General features: G+C 41.4%; 13 protein-coding genes. 8 read left to right on the top strand and 5 right to left on the bottom strand.

Going from position 1 to position 16,670, the window contains the following annotated elements:
- Nucleotides 1-117 precede the first annotated feature (117 nt).
- Nucleotides 118-636 (bottom strand): hypothetical protein, encoded by a 519-nt coding sequence (locus ABDZ91_RS02385; protein WP_343795992.1) that lies wholly within the window; start codon nucleotides 634-636, stop codon nucleotides 118-120.
- A 190-nt stretch (nucleotides 637-826) separates the two neighbouring features.
- Here ABDZ91_RS02385 and ABDZ91_RS02390 point away from each other — a divergent pair, with 190 nt between their 5' ends.
- Both ABDZ91_RS02390 and ABDZ91_RS02395 read left to right on the top strand, forming a co-directional pair.
- Nucleotides 827-2,233: an alpha/beta hydrolase gene (locus tag ABDZ91_RS02390; RefSeq protein ID WP_343795994.1), complete on the top strand. Its 1,407-nt coding sequence runs from the start codon at nucleotides 827-829 to the stop codon at nucleotides 2,231-2,233.
- Nucleotides 2,234-2,588: 355 nt separating this feature from the next.
- Nucleotides 2,589-5,714, top strand: a complete 3,126-nt coding sequence (locus ABDZ91_RS02395) for a S8 family serine peptidase (protein WP_343795996.1) — start codon at nucleotides 2,589-2,591, stop codon at nucleotides 5,712-5,714.
- A gap of 50 nt (nucleotides 5,715-5,764) precedes the next feature.
- Here the strand turns inward: ABDZ91_RS02395 and ABDZ91_RS02400 are convergent, their stop codons facing one another.
- A complete protein-coding gene (locus ABDZ91_RS02400; protein ID WP_343795998.1) occupies nucleotides 5,765-5,899 on the bottom strand; it encodes a hypothetical protein in 135 nt (44 codons plus the stop codon).
- Nucleotides 5,900-5,905: 6 nt separating this feature from the next.
- On the bottom strand, nucleotides 5,906-7,186 hold the full coding sequence (locus tag ABDZ91_RS02405; protein ID WP_343795999.1) for a helix-turn-helix domain-containing protein: 1,281 nt from the start codon (nucleotides 7,184-7,186) through the stop codon (nucleotides 5,906-5,908).
- A 271-nt stretch (nucleotides 7,187-7,457) separates the two neighbouring features.
- Here ABDZ91_RS02405 and ABDZ91_RS02410 point away from each other — a divergent pair, with 271 nt between their 5' ends.
- The gene (locus ABDZ91_RS02410; protein ID WP_343796000.1) at nucleotides 7,458-7,913 is read left to right on the top strand and encodes a hypothetical protein; all 456 of its coding nucleotides are present in this window, start codon (nucleotides 7,458-7,460) and stop codon (nucleotides 7,911-7,913) included.
- 42 nt (nucleotides 7,914-7,955) lie between these two features.
- On the opposite strand, the gene ABDZ91_RS02415 is transcribed toward ABDZ91_RS02410, so the two are convergent.
- The gene (locus ABDZ91_RS02415) at nucleotides 7,956-9,269 is read right to left on the bottom strand and encodes a hypothetical protein (protein ID WP_343796001.1); all 1,314 of its coding nucleotides are present in this window, start codon (nucleotides 9,267-9,269) and stop codon (nucleotides 7,956-7,958) included.
- 372 nt (nucleotides 9,270-9,641) lie between these two features.
- Between ABDZ91_RS02415 and ABDZ91_RS02420 the strand changes: the two genes are divergently transcribed.
- The 5 genes from ABDZ91_RS02420 to ABDZ91_RS02440 all read left to right on the top strand — a co-directional run bounded on the left by ABDZ91_RS02420 (nucleotide 9,642) and on the right by ABDZ91_RS02440 (nucleotide 15,247).
- A complete protein-coding gene (locus tag ABDZ91_RS02420; RefSeq protein WP_343796003.1) occupies nucleotides 9,642-10,886 on the top strand; it encodes an Nramp family divalent metal transporter in 1,245 nt (414 codons plus the stop codon).
- 12 nt (nucleotides 10,887-10,898) lie between these two features.
- Complete coding sequence (locus ABDZ91_RS02425; protein WP_343796004.1) at nucleotides 10,899-11,915, top strand: NAD-dependent epimerase/dehydratase family protein; 1,017 nt, start codon at nucleotides 10,899-10,901, stop codon at nucleotides 11,913-11,915.
- A complete protein-coding gene (locus ABDZ91_RS02430) occupies nucleotides 11,916-12,974 on the top strand; it encodes a dihydrodipicolinate synthase family protein (protein ID WP_343796006.1) in 1,059 nt (352 codons plus the stop codon).
- Nucleotides 12,975-13,078: 104 nt separating this feature from the next.
- Nucleotides 13,079-14,377: a GGDEF domain-containing protein gene (locus ABDZ91_RS02435; RefSeq protein ID WP_343796008.1), complete on the top strand. Its 1,299-nt coding sequence runs from the start codon at nucleotides 13,079-13,081 to the stop codon at nucleotides 14,375-14,377.
- A 15-nt stretch (nucleotides 14,378-14,392) separates the two neighbouring features.
- Nucleotides 14,393-15,247: a Gfo/Idh/MocA family protein gene (locus ABDZ91_RS02440; protein WP_343796010.1), complete on the top strand. Its 855-nt coding sequence runs from the start codon at nucleotides 14,393-14,395 to the stop codon at nucleotides 15,245-15,247.
- Between the two features lie 567 nt (nucleotides 15,248-15,814).
- Here the strand turns inward: ABDZ91_RS02440 and ABDZ91_RS02445 are convergent.
- On the bottom strand, nucleotides 15,815-16,282 hold the full coding sequence (locus ABDZ91_RS02445) for a VanZ family protein (RefSeq protein ID WP_343796012.1): 468 nt from the start codon (nucleotides 16,280-16,282) through the stop codon (nucleotides 15,815-15,817).
- Nucleotides 16,283-16,670 lie beyond the last annotated feature (388 nt).

Raw genomic sequence — 16,670 nt, forward strand, 5'->3', positions numbered from 1 at the left:
ATTAAAATAGTCGGGCAGCTCTTATAAATTGTGGGACACCAAACCTGTCCCTGCTGTCCCATCAAAAAAAAGCAAGTGCTCTCAACTCTTGCTTCACTGGGACACCAAACCTGTCCCCTATGTCCCATACAAATGCACAATTTTCCGATAGTTATAAATTTGCCTAAGCAGTCGGATTGGCATTTCACTGTTGGTTAGGAAGAGGCCCCTCAGGTATTGGTCTCCGTCTGATTCTTTTAGGATGGATTGGATACTTTGGTCGATGTAGTCTGGGTTCATGATTTGGTGGTAGACTGCTAGTTTTACCATTTCGTTGATAGATCTTTCCAAGTAATCGTCGGTGTCAGCGTTATATAGATATATGGTGCCGTCCGATAGATTCTTAATCACACCTAGCCCCAACGATACCGCTAACGGGATATCTATTTTGTGGCCAAAGTCATACACGTATTTATTTAATTTTTGTGGGTAAGGTGTTTTGCATATGCTTAACACGTTGTCCCGGTCCATATCATGTTCAAAGGGCACGAAGGAGTAGTTTCGAGTCATTGCCATTTCGGAAATGACGACGAAGTCTTTGTCCAGAATTGAATTCCCCATGTGAACGCGTTTCATCTTTATTTTACTAACATTCATTTTTCTCGTCTCCAATACCATTTTTCCCGAAAAGTCATAGTAACCAGTAAATGTTATTTGATAGTTTTGTCTTAAATGATTAAAATTAGAATACTCCTATTTTTTAATAGTCCAATTTAACCATACCAAATTGGCCGTTTCACTATCGTTACAAACTTACACAAACTTACATAAAGTAAGAATTGCGAGGTTGATTACAATCGAGGCTACAACACTACTAAACGGCACACATTATGAATTCATCCAACATTCCAATCCTAACGCTGAAACCGTCCTGCTTGTTCACGGTCTTGGCCTCGACATGTCTACATGGGATGATGTGATCCCTATGCTTAGTAAGCAATACCATGTCTTGCGCTATGATTGGCCAGGTCACGGGTACAGTACCCCTCCTAAAACTGAGCCTGTTTCATGGGATTTCCTATTGACTCAGTTAAAAGAATTACTACACTTTCTTTCTATTAAAAAAGTTCATTTTGTCGGGCACTCTGGTGGAGGAAATTTTGGCATGGAGATTTCTCTTCGAGGTTATGATTGGTTGCATTCCTTGACGATTATTTCCACACCTATATTATTTCCATCCGAACTGGGAAAAAAAGAAGTGGCGGAGCGCTTTTCTAAATTGGAAACACAAAATTATAGCGATTTAATGAACCCACTAATCAACTCCCTTTGCTACCCTTCTACCCAAGATAAGAAGGCAAAACTAAGAGCTATGTACACCCGTGTAACAGAGACATCCTACTTTCAATACCTACGTCTTCTTAGCGAAACCATTTTTGCTTATACAGATAAAAAATTAGGCAGTATAGACGTACCCATGATGATGCTCATTGGAGAGAGAGATACATTGTATCCTCCGAAACTTCAGGTGTTCAATATCCCTTATTTAACAAACATTCGCTACTTTATTATTCCGGATGCCGCCAATGCCTTAATGATGGATATGCCTGACTTAACGGTAGAATACCTAAAAGTATTTATGAAAAAAATAGAATCCACCACTCCCTCCGGAAAACACAAATATGAATACACGGATGAATTGGAACAAAAATTACTTTCTATCATAAAGCACGCGATGCATCATGAGGATGACCTTGGCACCATCCATTTATCCATTATGGACGGATTCAAAGTTGTGATAGACGGAAAAGAAGTGGAAGGAAAATGGAATCAACGAAAAGCGCGGCAAATTTTCACATACGTAGCCTTACATCAAGAAGTTACGCGAGAGCAACTGATGGATATCTTCTGGCCAGATCAGGATCTTGGAAAAGCGAGAGGTAACCTGCGGGTGTCATTGAATCATATTAAAACAATCATTGAAGATGCCACAGGTAATCCAATTGAGCATTACTTCACGATTAACAGAGAAACGATTTCAATTAGAGGGAAGCTGAAGATCGACCTATCGGAATTCCTGCAAGAGTTAACGGAAATGGAAGGAATGAAGAACTCAAAGGAAAAAGCAATCCGAGTTGCGAGGTTAGCCAACACTCTCCCCAAAACCCTATTCCCAACCCTCTACGACGAATGGATTAACGAAATCCGAAACTCCATCGAAGACCGCCTCTTCGAACTGGGACAGGAGAGATAGGTCTAATGCCCTACCCATTAGGTGTGTGGGACATTAAACCTGTCCCCCCTGTCCCTAAATTTTTCGACAAAATTCTTCCTTTATTTAGTAGACTTTTTTCTGGAATTATTGTTTTTTAGTTCATTGGTAATTTGCTTAAATATCAATATAGTAATTAAGGTCTAAGGTAGATTCAAAAATTCAACAAGAATCAACACGCTATATCTTATAAAGGACTATTGGCAGGGGTAGTCCTTTATGCTGTGTTTTATTATATTAATATTAGACTGAAAATTTAGTATTTTCGGTCGAACTTTGTTGAAGAGGAGGATTTTACTATTATTCTTCTTTTAAAAAAGTACAGGGGAGGAAAGACATGTTAAAAAGAATTTCTGCAATTTTACTAGTCTTTTTATTAGCATTTAGCAGCAGTGGTTTTGCTGTAACAGGGGGAATCACTCCACAGCAACTAGATGTACAAAAACCGAATCTTCAAAAGACAAATTTTGTAGCTACAAATTTACAAGACATTGATCCAAACAAAGAGGTTCGTGTTGTAGTCGAACTAGCTGGGGATACACCAGTTGAAACTGCAACGAAAAAAGGTGTAAAGTACGATAAGCTGTCCAAAGGAGAGCGTAAGCAATTAGAAAAGGCTGCTAAGGACAAACAAAAAGCAGCAAAGGATCAAATTAAAGGGAAAAACATAAACATTGAATATCTTCAGGAATTTAATGCCATCGTAAACGGCTTTAGTGCCAATGTAAAATACGGTGATATTGAAGCAGTTAAAGAAGTAGCAGGGGTAAAAGAAGTATACCTTGCAACTGAATATGAGCTTCCAACTGAAGAACCAGATATGAAGTACAGTAAGGAACTGGTTCAAGCTCAGCAGGCTTGGCGTGACTTTGGTTATGATGGTGAAGGCATGGTCATTGGGATTATCGACTCTGGAATCGACGCTAATCATAAAGACTTCCTATTAAGTGACCCTTCCTCAGCAAAATTGTCTGAGGAATTTGTGAATAGCGCGATTTCCGAATTTGACCTCCCTGGACAATATTTGAATGAGAAAGTTCCTTATGGATGGAACTATATGGATAAGAACGATGTATTACTTGATAGCAACGCTGAAACTGGAATGCATGGTATGCACGTTGCAGGAACAGTCGCTGCAAACGGTGACGAAGCAAACGGCGGCATTCAAGGTGTGGCTCCTGAAGCACAATTATTAGCGCTACGTGTGTTTGGTAATGAAGTAGCAACGACATATGGCGATATTTATATTAAAGCCATTGATGATGCCATCAAGCTAGGTGCAGACGTTCTGAATATGAGTCTTGGGGCTACTGCTGGTTTCGTAGATGCTGAGTCTCCGGAACAGCAAGCGATTAAGCGTGCCGTTGATAATGGTGTCGTTATGTCCATTTCAGCTGGTAACTCTACTTACTTTGGAAATGGCTATTTCTACCCATATGCATCCAATCCTGACTATGGGGTAGTAGGATCACCAGGTGTATCCTATGATTCTATTTCAGTAGCATCCTTTGAAAATTCTTATATGGATGTAGATGCAGCTGGCGTTTCCGTTGATGGTGGCGAGGCAGAACAAGTGATGTTCTTGTCTGCAGGTCAGACTGCTCCGACTGTTGGAGAAAGTTATGAATTGGTTCATGCTGGATTAGGATATCCTGCTGATTTTGAAGGTAAGGATTTAGAAGGAAAATTCGCGTTAATTCAACGTGGGGACATAGGGTTTGTTGATAAAGCCCTTAATGCTCAAAATGCTGGAGCAGCAGGAGTCATCATTTACAACAATACGGATGGAACAGTTAGTATGGCAACAGATGCAGCTATCACTATTCCGCAATTGTTCATGTTAAAAGCTGATGGTGATCGTTTTGCAACAGCACTTAAAGACGGTAAAACGGTTTCAGTAAGCTTTGATGGCGAAAAAATGACAGTTCCTAATACGGCTGCTGGTCAGATGAGTGGCTTCTCTTCTTGGGGTATTACTCCAAACCTTGATTTCAAACCAGAACTAACAGCACCAGGTGGACAAATTTACTCTACTCAAGATCATAATGAATACGGAGTAAAGAGTGGTACATCGATGGCAGCTCCGCACGTATCTGGTGGTTCAGCACTAGTGTTACAACGTGTAGATGAGGAATTTGGCTTGGACGGTGCGGCAAGATCTAAGCTTGCGAAAAAGTTCTTATTAAATACAGCTCAACCTGTTAATTTTGATGGAGCACCCGTTTCACCTCGTCGTCAAGGTGCAGGTTTAATGCAGCTTCATGCAGCATTATCAACACCTGTTACAGTGACTGATTCAACAACTGGTGAAGCAAAGGTTGCTCTAAAAGAAGTAACTGAAAATGTCGTAACATTCACATTAACAGCAGAAAATCATTCTGATGAAGCTGTGACGTATGATGTAAGTGCCAGTGCCCAAACAGATTCACCTGTTAACGGAGGCGGTGTATTTGTATCAGCGCCTAACATGTTTGGATCAATTGATTTAGGAGCAGTTGCAACGGTTAACGGTGAAGCTGTTAAATCGGTTGAAGTACCTGCAAATGGTACAGCAACATTTGACGTTACAGTTGATGTTAGTGATTGGGATGCAGATTTAAAATCCTATTTCACAAATGGATATTGGTTAGAAGGGTTTGTAAAACTAACTGACCCAACTGATACAAATCCAGATCTAGTGGTTCCTTATGTAGGATTTAAAGGTGACTGGAATGCGGCACCAATTGTAGACGCTCCAGCCTGGGATCCAATGACATACTATGGAATGACAGGTGTTCTAACTCATGTTGGTGGAGGCAGCTACGATTTCTTAGGGGTTAACCAGGCTACTGGTGACTTGAACCCAGAATTGATTGCTATTTCACCAAATGGTGATGGAACAAATGACAGTGCAACATACCTATTATCCCTACTTCGTAATGCAAAGGAATTAAGCTTTAATGTCCTAAATGCAGATGGCGAAGTTGTAAAGGAAATTATGGATGAAGAATTTGCGCGCAAGAACTATTATGATGGTGGCAGAGGGGCTATGTACTACCTATTCCCTGAGTGGACATGGGATGGTACGATGCATAATGGCAAGGTAGCTCCAGAGGGTCAATACTACATGCAAGTAGAAGCATCTATTGATTTTGAAGGTGCAGAAGCTCAAAGCTTTACATTCCCAGTAAAACTGGACGTAACATCACCTAAATTAAAAACGACATTAGGTAAAGACGGTCAAACAGTAACCGTTGATGCTACAGATAAAACAAGTGGTGTTGCTTACTGGTATGTAGTGGTTGACGGAGAACTAGCTGTTGAAACACCTTATGTAAACGGTGAAACATCACATGTTCTTGATACCCCACTTTCAGAAGGTCAAAACGTAACTGTGTATGCAGTAGACAACGCAGGTAACGTATCTTCCAACACTGTAAAGTTTGGAAGCAAAGGCAACAACGGAAATAAAGGAAATAAATAATGTAAAAGGCTAGCGATCTTAATAGATTGCTAGCCTTTTCTTCTGGGACACTAAACCTGTCCCCTCTGTCCCGGCTGGACGATGCCTTTGTCACCTTCGGATGGTGGTGGGTATTGGTCGTTGGCTAGTGTGTTTGCTGATGAAAGGATAAAGATAGCTAAAACGAGTGAAAGGATTTTTTTCATGTGGATTCACCCCCTTATTTGATAGATTTGGTTGTAGGCTTCGATTGTTTTTTGGAAAGTCTCGCTAGCGGATTTGTATTTTCTGTTGGTGTGATAGTGATGGGCTAATAAGGTGGAATAGGAAATGACTTTGTCATAGTGTTTGTTCTCTAAGTAGTGTGGGATTGCTCTTTCGGATAAGTAGAACGTTAGCTGATCCACCTTTTTGGCCAGTTTTAGTTCATATACCTTCGCTTGAATAAGATGGTCCTCTTCAATGATGTGCAAAGGATTATCCAAGATCTCTTTAGCTTGATCCATAAATTCCGCAGCCTTCTCTTCCTCACCGAGATCCATGTATTCTTTGACAATCGATAGCATCGTTAATAAACGGTTATTAACACAGCTGTCATTCAATTTAAGACGATAACTATTAAAATAGTGATTTAAAGCCAACTCGTGCTGACCTTCTTGGGAATATAAATTTCCTAAATTTTGATCAATCATGGATAGCAAATCGTCAGAATCAACCCTTTTCGCAATCGTTTTAGCTAATTTATAACTGTTAATAGCGTTCGTATATTTATTGATTTTCCGATAATTGATTCCATTTAAGATATGGCATTCAATACATCTTTTATCAAAGTACAGCGTTTGATAAATTTGAAGGGCTTGGTTTGTATACTCGATCGATTCAATGATCTTCCAATTCCTTGAAGAACATAAGCCTAATTGATACAGAAGGTCTGCTCTCTCCCATTCGTTGCCGTTATGTGTTAAATAGTGACTGGCTTCCTGATAGGCTCGGTATGATTCTTTGTACTGTTTTTCATGGTAAAATAACAGCCCTTTTAACAGAAAAAAGAAATACTTTAAAAGTGGCTCCTGCATTAATTGGGCTGACTTCTCCAAGTAAAAGTCCAACTCTTTTTTTATGTTCAATCGATCCGAGGATGTTCGCAAAAGAATGAGTGTATAAAGGATATGAATACGGAAATCTTTGTTCATTTCCTCTGGATGAACGGTTGCTATTATTTCTTCAACTTCTCTTTTATTAGACCCCGATATAAGGTTTCGATGACAGTCGGTAAGTAGGCTTAAAATGTCTTCCACATTAAAAACCTCATCCTCATTTACGCCTAGTCTGTTGATAAGTAATCCTATAATTTCATCAGTAGGTTGTACAATCCCATTCTCAATTTTTGATAAATACGAGACTGAAATAATCCCCTCCGCTAACTGCGCCTGGGTAAACCCCTTCTTGTTCCGTAAAAACTTCAGATTGCCAATCAAGCGACTTTGGCTCATGACACAATCCCCCTTCCATATAGGGAATAATTCTGCGCCAATCCCAAAATCTCCTTTTTATGGAAACTGGGACAAGGGGACAGGTTTAGTGTCCCACTTCATCCAGTGTGTTTGTGGGACAGCAAACCTGTCCCCCTGTCCCGCTTGTAAAATTTTCATGATTTAGGGCTGAGAATTGGAATTTTCTACTCCGAACCCGAGTGATTTTCCCAATATTAGGAATACTGAAGTTCCTATATAATCAATTGTATAACGAAGTGGAGGCGATCCAATGCGAAGAAGAATCCTGTATCTAGTTGTTGTAAGCTGTATGTTCATTCTGTTGTTAACCGCATGCAGCAACATGAAGCCGAATGAAATGTTTTTCCATGAAAGCGGTTGGACAGAAACGGAGGATAAGATGATCCGCTGGATTAGATTTTCCACCACAGAGAAAATGGATGAAGTTCCAGGGGTAGTTTCAGTCACTCCACTTAAAGATGGTGAACAACTTAGTCCAGACATATATGACTTTAAAACTATAACTGGACATAACCGTTCTCAGTCGTTCCTCTTAGAGGCAGAAGACGTCGACTTACCTTCTAAAATTAGAGCAGAAGATGACTATTGTTTTGTTTTTATTTTTGAAAAAGAAGATTATATCAACCTAGATGAATATAAGATTAGCTTCAATAAAAAGGTTCAAGGTATAAAAGAGATTACCATAACAGATTCATTTGATCATTAAGCGAAAGCCTCCCCACAAGGAGGCTTTCTTTTTTACTAGAGACTAGAAGTTCTTAGCTGTTAATCTATTTTTAGATCCGTAATAGTAGACTTTGTACGTGTCATAAGCCCCGCTGCTGAAGGTATATTCCGATTTATTAGAAGAAGAGGAACTTGATGTTACTCTCAGAGAAATGCCGTAACCATAGGCAGTCGTCCCTGCTTGCCCAGTCCAAGAGTTGCTATATCTTTGTGTAATAGAGAACCCACTTGGAGGTCTATACTCATGCTGTGAGCTGTTAGAATCATAGTTTGAGCCGTTTCCATAAACGTAAGCTCCGTAGCCTGCAGATCCGATATGGTCATGCACTCCAACTCGCGTATATTCGTCTGGCCCTGTCCCTTTTACTTTTTCGTAAACGGTCTTCTTAAACTGATACTTCGTTGTTAAAAGTCGGCCAGGTGACGATATAGATGAACCGGATATCGGCCCCCACCATTGAGTCGAATCTAAGCTATTAGAAACTGTACCGGATGACTCCACTCCAGCCCCTGAAGCAGCGACCTTAACTTCAAAGCTAACACCTGAAGATGAGCTAAAGGTGTGCTTTGCCGTAACGCCTTTAATAGCATTCAATTCTGCTACATCTACCCAATCATAGTAATAAGTCGTTGATTTTACTGTATAAATATCACCTACACAAGCAATACATGCAATCGAAACAGTATCATCACTTGGTTCCTGAAGCTCAGCTGTGACCGTTTGATTTTTGAAAAAGTTCATATCAATGGAATCCAACATTTGGTTCTCTTTGTTGTACTCAAGAATATGCGTTAACTGGTCAGGATGGATTCCTTTTCTATCATTGATGTAAAATTGAGTGAAATCATAGAAACCCGTGTAATTCGTAGTACTTAGTATGAGGGTGTAGTCCACACTGTAGAACGGATCATTCTTGTGTTTTTCAATCATATCTTCTGAAGGTTTGATCTTAACTCCATTCAAAGCTTGTAAACTACGAGCCGTTTTCGTTAGAACACTTTCATTGGTTTCCGCATTGAAAACCTGAAGCTGAATTAAGCTTTTATCCTTCTTAATCTTTTCTTCAATATCCCCGATATTGACTAACCCATTACCTTTTGAGGCAGCCATTTCTTTTGCACTCTCATTTCGCTTAGTCTTAAATTCTAGTAACTTCTCATTTTTTTGTAGTGCATTCAAAATCGTTTCTTTCTCATCCTCACTTACCTCAATCAGCTTACTCGTCCCTTCCACACCATCAGGGTCTGGAGTAGCCAATGTACTCGTGCTGCTTCCAATACTGAATAAACCAATCACGAAAGTAAAAACAATGATGCTTGCAAAAATTCGTTTCAAGGTCAAATCCTTCCAACTCCTTTTCCATTTTTTTCTTACACCTAAAGTATATAGCAGTCCAAAAGCCGCAAAAATTGGGAAAACACTATCGTTTTTGAGTGAAAAAATAGGAAAATTGAAGGAAAAAAGTGAAATATTTCGCAAAAAGCAGCTACCTCAGACCAAAAATACACACCTGGGTATAACGTCATAGGTCGCGGGACAGGGGGACAGGTTTAGTGTCCCACCCACCGAAGGGAAGTGGGACACTAAACCTGTCCCCTCCGTCCCTCCATTTAAAGACACATTTAAGACATTTTCTTTAAATGCCTGTCGTAATACAATAAGAACGAGTGGACAGTTTTGAATTTTCTGATTATAAGGAGGATGGGTATGGAGACGGAAATTAAAGGTGGTTCAACGGGCGTAAATGTAAACGCTAACAAAAAGGGGTTTTTGAAATTTTTAGGTCCTGCTTTAATTACTTCTGCACTTGTTTTGGGACCAGGTAGTTTGACGTTGTCATCTAAGATTGGAGCCATTTTCGGGTATGACTTGCTTTGGATTTTAGCTGTAACGGTTATTTTTATGATGATTTATACAGAAATGAGCACCCGGATTGGGATGGCTTCGAACATTAGCTTCATCCAGTTAATCAAACAGAAATTCGGCAAATGGGGTGCCGTAGTCATTGGGGTCGGAGCCTTTTTAGTATGTGCCTCGTTCCAAGCCGGAAACTCCGTGGGTGTTGGGTACGCCATTAGTACAGTGTTCGGACTCACACCAACCGTATGGATTGTCCTTTTCACCCTAGTCGGTGCAGGACTCCTATTCACGAAAGACTTTTACAATGTCCTTGAAAAACTAATGCTCGGCCTTGTACTGATCATGTTAGTCGCATTCTTTGTCACTTTATTTTTAGCAAAGCCTTCTATCGGCTCCATCGCAAGTGGATTTGTACCATCTATGCCAGCAGGCTCACTTGGACTTATCATCGCTATGACCGCAACGAGCTTCTCAATCGTAGGTGCCAGCTACCAGTCTTACCTAGTGCAAGAGAAAGGCTGGACGAAGGACCTTGCTAAACAAGGTGCGAAAGAATCTTACTTAGGGATTTTCCTACTTGGTCTCATCTCTTTACTTGTTATGATTGCGGCCGCTGCGGTTTTAAAGCCTGAAGGTGTCCAAGTAAACTCCATCACAGATATGGGATTAGCGCTTAAGCCATTGTTCGGCGGTTGGGCTACAACGGTCTTTATGTTTGGACTTTTTGGCGCAGCGTTCTCTTCTCTAATGGGGAATGCAACAATTGGTGGTGCGATGCTATCTGATGGTCTTGGATTTGGTAGCAAGCTGAAAGAAAACAAAGTCAAGTACGCCATCATTGCCGTTATGCTATTTGGTTCTATCATGGCCATCGCTTTCGGAGGTTCACCAGTCAACCTCATCATTTTTGCTCAAGCCATAACGATTGTCGTGGTACCTGTCATTGCGATTGCCTTACTAGTCATCGCTAACAACAAAGAAATTATGGGTGATTTAAAAAATACGGTATTGAAAAATGTGATTGCCATCGCTGGACTCATTGTCCTCATCCTACTGGCATTCAATAATGTAAAAAATATCTTTTTTAGCTAACGGAGGGATTCCATGCAAACTATTGAACAGCTTGAAAACATAATGACGAAGCCAACTCTCCAATTGATGGAAGATATGAAGAAAATATCTGGAGACATCATGATTCTAGGTGTGGGCGGAAAAATGGGCCCCACCCTCGCCAAATTAGCCAAACGTGCCTGTGAGGAAGCTGGCATCGAAAAACGAATTATCGGGGTTTCCCGTTTCTCATCTGGCACACTCCGTGATGAACTGGAAGCAGCTGGAGTGGAAACAATTGCTACAGACTTACTGGATGATGAGCAGCTTCAGGCTCTACCCGAAGTTCAAAACATCATTTATATGGCCGGAAAAAAATTCGGCACGCTGGGAAATGAACATTTCACCTGGGCGATGAACGCCTACTTGCCAGGCAGAGTCGCAGAAAAATTCAAGCAGTCCAACATTGTTGTTTTTTCATCAGGCAATATCTATCCTTTTGTTGATGTAAAAACAGGTGGTTGTTCGGAGGAGGTACCTACTAGTCCCGTTGGTGAGTACGCTCAATCTTGTTTGGGGCGCGAACGAGTTTTCACGTACTTCGCTAAGAAAAACCAGACACCCATCCTCTTATATCGACTCAACTATGCAATCGACATGCGTTACGGTGTCTTATTAGAAGTGGCCAAACAGGTCTTTCACGAAAAACCAATCGACCTCACAACCGGTCAAGTCAACGTCATTTGGCAAGGAGATGCCAATGAATATGCAATTCGCTCACTCTTACATTGCAGCACCGATCCAACCATCATGAACGTCACGGGTCCTGAAACCGTATCGGTTCGTTGGCTCGCCCATGAATTCGGAAGGCTGTTCGACAAAAAGCCTACCTTCATGAACGAGGAAGCACCAAGTGCCCTGCTTAACAATTCGGGGAAAGCCCATAAAACATTTGGATATCCAAGCGTCACTCTGCAACAAATGATTGAATGGACAGCCGAATGGCTACAAAACGATGGTGAAGTCATTGATAAACCAACACACTTCCAAGAAAGACAAGGAGCTTTTTAAATGGTAAAAGAAGATATTCGGGCACTGTTAATGGAAGGGACGGTCATCCCCGCTCACCCACTCGCATTAACAGAAGACAAACAATTAGATGAACATAGTCAACGTGCGTTAACGAATTATTATATGGATGCCGGTGCAGGTGGAATCGCAGTTGGCGTGCATACCACCCAATTCGAAATCCGTGACCCAGCGTTCAATTTATATGAAAAAGTACTTCGTTTAGCAGTGGAAGAAGTGAACAAGAAGAACCTAGATCGTCCTTTTATAAAAATTGCTGGGATTTGCGGGGAAACGGAGCAGGCATCCGGGGAAGCCAAGCTTGCAAAGGAACTAGGCTATGACCTGGGGCTACTGAGTTTTGCGGGACTCAACCACTTAACAGAGGAAGAATTGCTAGATCATGCGAAAAAAATCGCAGGGATTATTCCAATCTTCGGCTTTTACCTCCAACCAGCAGTCGGCGGTCGCCTACTAAGCTTTGATTTTTGGCAGGAGTTTGCGGAGATTCCAAATGTCTACGCGATTAAGATGGCACCTTTTGACCGCTATAAAACGTTAGATGTCGTTAGAGCGGTTTGTCACTCTTCAAGATGTAACGAAATTGCCCTTTACACGGGGAATGACGATAATATTGTCTTGGATTTGCTCACGACTTATGAGGTAAAAGTGGGTGATAGAATTGTTGAGAAACCAATTGTCGGCGGTTTGCTCGGCCATTGGGCAGTGTGGACACAGAAGGCGGTCGAACTTTTAGCAGACATAAAAAAAGCTCGCAAATCGGGAGAAGACATCACCAGGTTCCTCCCTCTCGCTCAGCAGGTTACCGATACAAATGCTGCATTCTTTGATGCAGCTAACGGTTTTAAAGGATGTATCGCTGGTATCAACGAGGTTTTAGCTAGACAGGGACTTCTCAAAGGCAACTGGTGCTTACTCGAGAAAGAAAAACTGAGCCCAGGCCAATCCGAAGAACTTGACCGCGTATACAAAGACTACCCAAATCTTCATGACGACGATTTTGTAAAAGAAAATCTATCAATCTGGCTCAACCAAGATTGATAGATTTCAAAGATTCGATACAATGAAGATATAGTTATAATCGGAAACACAGGTCAGGTCGGCCTTGTGTTTCCGATTTCTCTTTCAACAAAGGAGTGTTACGCATGATAAAAATTGGCATCATCGGTCCTACCTGGATCAATGACCGGATCAAACGTTCCATTAAGAGATTTCCTATTTTTGACCCCCTATTTAAAACATCCAACAATATCTATGATGCGCCAATTTTTACAGAGGAATTGCAGGATCAATGTGACGTTCTGCTCTATTCTGGATACATCCCCTACTCTATCTCAAAAAAGAAGATTCCAATCGAACTTCCAGCCCACTACATCCCAGTCAAAGGCTCTTCTTTATACCGTGCTTTCTATAAATTGCAGAAACAAGTGAATGAAATTAACAACATCTCAATCGATACCCTGTCTAGAAAAGAGCTAGAACACCTGAATGGGGAACTGGACGAAACCATTGAAAGTATTCACTATGACGATAGGCTTTCCTTGACTCGAACCAAAGAAATCATTGAGTTTCACGAAGCTCAGTACCGTGAAAATCAAACAGACTGCGCACTTACAGGGTTAAAGGTCGTTTCAGATGAACTGAATCTTAAAGGAATTCCGAATGAATGGATTATTCCAACCGAGGAAGACATTATCGTCACACTGGAACGTGCCCTTTTGTCCACTGAACAAAGGAAAAAAGTAGAGTCACAAATCGTATTTGGGATTGTCAGTTTAGAAAATATTGAACAGGTAAAAAGAAGACTGGCCTCTGAACAGCAGATTCAACGCCTTTTTTTACAGGTCCAGCAGACGATTCTCGACTATGTGGAAACGTTGGAAGGCTACCTCACATCGTTGAATGGAAATGAGTATATGTTCGTTACGACAAGAGGAACATTCGAGAGGGTTACACAAGGCTATAAGTTTTTTCCGCTCATTGATGATTTGAAAAAGGAGTTTGGTCTCGCTGCCTCCGTTGGAATCGGCTTTGGGACCTCCGCGATTGAAGCAGGGAACCATGCCCGGATGGCTCTGATGCAATCGAATGATTTTGGTGGGGAAAAATGTTTTATCGTGAAGGAAGACCGGAGTGTATTTGGTCCGATTGAGAATGAAGCACCCATTGCTTACCCGCTTAAAATTACGGATGAAAAATGGGTCAAGCAAACAGCTGAACATCACGTATCACCTCACTATTTGAAAAAGGCCTTGTCCATTATGAATCGAACCGACACCAAGACCTTTACCGCACAAGAACTTGCGTCATCCTTAGGAGTTACGACAAGAAGCGCACACCGAATTTTACTTACTTGGTTAGATGCCCGCATTGTTGAAATTGTCGGGATGGAAAAGCTTCAATCAAAAGGCCGTCCGCGACAAGTGTATAAATTATTATCATAGGGAGTGGTGATTGGGATGAAAATTGGGATGATTGGATTAGACACTTCACATGTTGAGATTTTTACAAAATTGCTTCATGAGGGAACGTACAACTTTGGGGAGGCTCAAGTTACCATCGGATGCCCCCACCCATCACTGGACCTCGATTTGAGTCGGACTAGGGTTCAGGGATACACTGAGTTATTGAGAGATACATATGGGGTGAAAATAACGGATTCTGTGGAAGAAGTCGCTCACGAAGCTGACACCATCATGATTACTGCTGTGGATGGTAGGAAGCATTTAGAGCTGTTTAAACAGGTGGTCGCATTTGGAAAGCCGGTTTTCATTGATAAGCCGATTACACTTTCTGTTGGGGATACCGAGGAAGTCTTTTCGTTGAGTCAAAAGTTCAACACCCCTGTGATGAGCTCGTCTTCATTAAGGTATGCTGATTCCGTTACTAAGCTCTTGGCTGAGCGGGATGAAAAACCAACCGGAGTATACCTAAGTGGCCCACTCCCATTCATAGAAAAAATGCCCCACTACTTCTGGTACGGCATTCACATGATCGAGCTCCTATTCACGGTAATGGGACCAGACTACAGGCGCGTGGAGGTACAAGGAAACGAAACGTACGACGTCATCACAACAGAATGGCAGGACGGAAGATTTGGCGTAATCCGAGGAAACCATGAATGGCACGGAAACTTCGAAGCCGTCATCCACTATCCAAACGAATCCGTTCACCTCCCAATCTACCAAGACCAAAAACCATACTACGCAGGATTACTAGAAAAAGTCATCCAATTCTTTCAAACAGGAATCTCTCCAGTTCCGGCGGAGGAAACCCTGGCAATCATAAAATTCATAGAAGAGGCGGGACAGTAGGGACAGGTTTACTGTCCCACCTGCTCTCTCATAGATAGTTAGGTGGACTCGACTCGATTACATCTACCTTTCCACTCCTAGCTCACCCACGTGCGGGCGGATCTATTCCTCTAACCTTCTCTCCACACCGAACACAATAGTGGCCATCGAAAGGAATTTTATGAATTCCCCTGATTTTGCATTTTACGATTTTCTTGAGCCATTCCATTGGCACCCGCTCCCCTTTTGCTTAATTCACCACTGGCACTCCATAAGAAAAAGCAGCTAATGACAGAGCATTTCTTGAAGCTATCCATTTTTTGAAGCAACACTAATCTATATTTTGAGGACTAAATGTTTGGGGATATGAAATGATAGGATATTCAATAGATTTATATGTAGAAGATTTACTGTTTATGTCATAGGGAACGGTCTTGTTCCGTAGCTATTGAGTTTTTTTCATTACAAAATATTTTCAACTACACCTCGATCACCTTGAAATAAAAAAGTGCCATCCTCCAAGCAGCGTGACTTGGAATAGGCACTTTTTTTTGTATTTGGTTGTAGGTGGGACACCGTTCCTGTCCCTCATGTCCCACGACTGCTCCACAGGCTCCTCGTTCCCATTCCTATCCCGATTCCTACCAATGCACCCGAACTATCAATCATCACATCTTTCACCTGCGCTCCCCTTCCCGGAACGAAGATTTGATGCAGTTCGTCTGAAATGGCGTACAATACGCACAATCCTAGTCCATAAATGATGGTCTTCCATCCGAGAACACCACTCACACTCAAAGCCATAACCACCAAAATTCCAAGAACTAAATAAACGATGAAATGGGCATTTTTCCTAACCATATGATTAAGCGAGTCGACGGTTATCTCAGTGCTCGGGTTCACTTTATGTATGGTTTCCACAACCGTTCCCGTGACTCCCTTGCTAAGCTTGTTCGATTGGTGAGCCGGCTGAGCGGATAAGTTAAAAATCAAAACCATCCAAGCAACAACAATAATCCAACTCCCATAGATATGTAGCTTTCTAGATTTATACATAAAAGAACTCCTTTTGTAGGTAATTGGGCTCATATCTATATACTACGATAAAACTGTAGAACAATGACTACACAGATATTTTTTTTGCGTAATGTGAAAAATTCCAGTCCATACCTCAATTTCTATGGATTCGACAACGTGTTCAATTATTGAAATAGCCAAATACCACTACCTCAATCTTTTCCGCATCTTTAAACAAACGTTTGATTAAGAGCATACTTGCCGAAACCTGTAGAATGATGTGGCGCTGGGACACGAAACCTGTCCCCCTGTCCCACCGAATATGAAGCTCCCACGCACAAAGCTGGCCCCATTTCGAAAACACCCAAAACTTCACGTTTCTCCGGAGAAACTTCAACTTTCTCCTAGACAAACTTCAAATAACCCT

The organism is Bacillus carboniphilus (assembly GCF_039522365.1).
In the GTDB taxonomy this organism is placed as follows: domain Bacteria; phylum Bacillota; class Bacilli; order Bacillales; family JC228; genus Bacillus_BF; species Bacillus_BF carboniphilus.